The 2646-nt window shown below is 68.6% G+C and carries 3 protein-coding genes; all 3 read left to right on the top strand.

The features are described 5' to 3' along the window. Positions 1-412 (top strand): universal stress protein (locus AC1D01_RS29215; protein ID WP_477872650.1); only part of this gene is annotated, 412 nt, incomplete at its 5' end. Further along, on the top strand, positions 409-1314 hold the full coding sequence (locus tag AC1D01_RS29210) for a polysaccharide deacetylase family protein (RefSeq protein WP_477872648.1): 906 nt from the start codon (positions 409-411) through the stop codon (positions 1312-1314). The genes AC1D01_RS29215 and AC1D01_RS29210, both read left to right, overlap by 4 nt. 63 nt (positions 1315-1377) lie before the next feature. Beyond that, a partial coding sequence (locus tag AC1D01_RS29205) for a Fic family protein (protein ID WP_477872646.1) occupies positions 1378-2646 on the top strand: 1269 nt, incomplete at its 3' end.

Raw genomic sequence — 2646 nt, 5'->3', positions numbered from 1 at the left:
GCGCGACACCGTGCAGCGGCTGCTGCACACCGAGCCCGGCGCGCGCCTCGCGTGCCTGGCGGTGCTGAAGATCAACCGCATCGGCATGGACGAGCTGCTCGACAAGGACGGCGGCAGCAAGCACGTCGGCCTGCTGGTGCAGCTGAAGCACTGGGCGCGCCCGCTGCTGCAGGACCTGGAGGCCACGCGCCCCGAGCAGGCCGGGCGCGTGACCTTCCACGTGCTCGAGGCGCCCGATGCGGCCGGCGCGATCGTCGACTACGCGCGCAAGAACCAGGTCGACCACATCGTGATGGGCGCGCGCAGCAGCGGCGGGCTGCGCCGCTACCTGGGCAGCGTGTCGGCCGAGGTGGTCGCGCAGTCGGACTGCACGGTGACGGTGGTGCGCAGCTTGCTTYGGCCGTCGGCATGACCCACCCTGCCCCGGACCCCCGCTTCGGCCCGCTGCGCACGCACGGCCGCTTCGACTACTCGGCGATCACGCAGCGGCCGGATTTCCGCTGGCCCAACGGGCAGCGGCTCGCGGTGTACCTCGGCTTCAACCTGGAAGACTTCGCGTTCGGCGAAGGACTGGGCGCATCGCTCGGCCCGGCGTCGCCRCACCCCGACGTGCTGAACCACAGCTGGCGCGAGTACGGCAACCGCGTCGGTGCGTGGCGCTGCCTGGAGCTGTTCGACCAGCTCGCGATGCCGGCCGGCGTGATCCTGAACACCGCGCTGTACGAGCTGAGCCCGGTGCTGGTGGATGCCTGCGTGCAGCGCGGCGACGAGATGATCGCGCACGGCCACACCAACTCGATCCGCCAGGGCTCGCTGCCCGAGGCCGATGAGCGCGCGCTGATCGAGCACTGCCGCGACACGATGACGCGCCGCCATGCGCTCGCGCCGCGCGGCTGGCTGTCGCCGTGGATCTCGGAGAGCCACCTCACGCCCGACCTGCTGGCCGAGGCAGGCTTCCACTACACGCTGAACTGGTGCCACGACGACCAGCCGGTGCGCCTGCGCACGCGCGGCGGCTCGCTGTGGTCGGTGCCCTACCCGCAGGAGCTGAACGACATCCCGATGGTGATCGCGCGGCAGATGGACGCGAAGGACTTCGCGCAGATGATCATCGACCAGTTCGACGAGATGCTGGAGCAGTCGCAGCGCCAGCCGCTGGTGATGGGCATCGCGCTGCACCCGTACATCGTCGGCCAGCCGTACCGGCTGCGCCACCTGCGGCGCGCACTGCGGCATGTGATGGACCACCACCGCGAGATCTGGGTCACGACGCCGGGGGCGATCGTGTCGGCGATGGAGGATATGGCGCGATAAATGGCTTGCGCGCCACTTCGAGTGGCGCAATACTGGCGCGATTCCTCACCGGAATTGACGCGAATGCCACGAATCACGCCACAACACGAGTTCGATCGCCTGGTCGCGCTGATTGCCGCGCATCCCGCAGGCATCGGTGTTGACGCGATATCCCAGGCGCTGGGTGAGCAGACCAAGCGCCGAACCCTGCAGCGCCGACTGGCTGCGCTCGTCGAACAGAAGCGAATCGACGTGCAGGGGGATGCGCGGTCGACGCGCTACCTGGCACGACCCGTCGGGGTCGCCGAACCGCTTCCCTCTTACGGCCGTACCGACAGGTCCCGCGCCATCGCCGCGGCCACTGCGACCATATCCCCGGAAGGCGAAGAGATCCGGGCCTACGTCCGCCTGCCACGCCTGCAGCGCCGGCCGGTGGGCTACAACCTCGCGTTCCTGGAGAACTACCTCCCCAACCAGACGGCCTACTTGCCGCAAGGATTGCGCGACCGGTTGCATGCGATGGGGAAATCTCCCTCGGAGCAGGCGCCGGCCGGCACGTTTGCCAAGGACATCCTCGCCAGGCTGCTGATCGACCTGTCATGGGCCTCCTCCCGGCTGGAAGGCAACACCTACAGCCGCCTCGACACCGAGCGGCTGATCGCGTTCGGCCAGGCAGCCGAAGGCAAGGACGCGCTGGAAACCCAGATGATCCTCAACCACAAGGAGGCCATCGAATACCTGGTGCGAGACCCGGAGCACGCGAGCCTGACGCCAGCCACGCTCATCAGGCTGCACGCGCTCCTGTCGGACGGCCTGATGGCCGACCCGTCGGCCGTGGGCCGCATCCGCCGCTGCGGCGTCGGGATCGGCGGCAGCGTGTACCTGCCGCCGGGCCCGCAACAGCAACTGCAGGCCCTGTTCGACATCGTCGTGCAGACGGCCGCGGACGTCCGGGATCCCTTCGAGCAGGCCTTCTTCCTGATGGTGCACGTGCCCTACCTGCAACCCTTCGAGGACGTGAACAAGCGCGTGTCCCGGCTGGCCGCCAACATCCCGTTCATCCGCCACAACCTGTGCCCGCTGTCGTTCATCGAGGTACCTCAGCAGGACTACGTGGACGCGCTGCTGGGCGTCTACGAACTGAACCGCATTGAACTGCTGCGCGACATCTTCGTCTCGGCCTATGGGCATTCGTGCCAGCAGTATGTCGCGGTCACGCGCGACCTGGTCCCGCCCGACGCCTTCCGGCTTCGCTACCGCAAGGCATTGGGCGAAGTCGTCGCGGCCATCGTGCGCAGCGGCGATGCGGTCGACGAAGCGACGGTGCGCGCCAGGATTCCTTCAACGGTGGCC

This window comes from Rhizobacter sp. P3_B12, from assembly GCF_056402895.1.
Note: the sequence above shows the minus strand (reverse complement) of the source record. Positions and strands in the feature narration are given on the sequence as shown.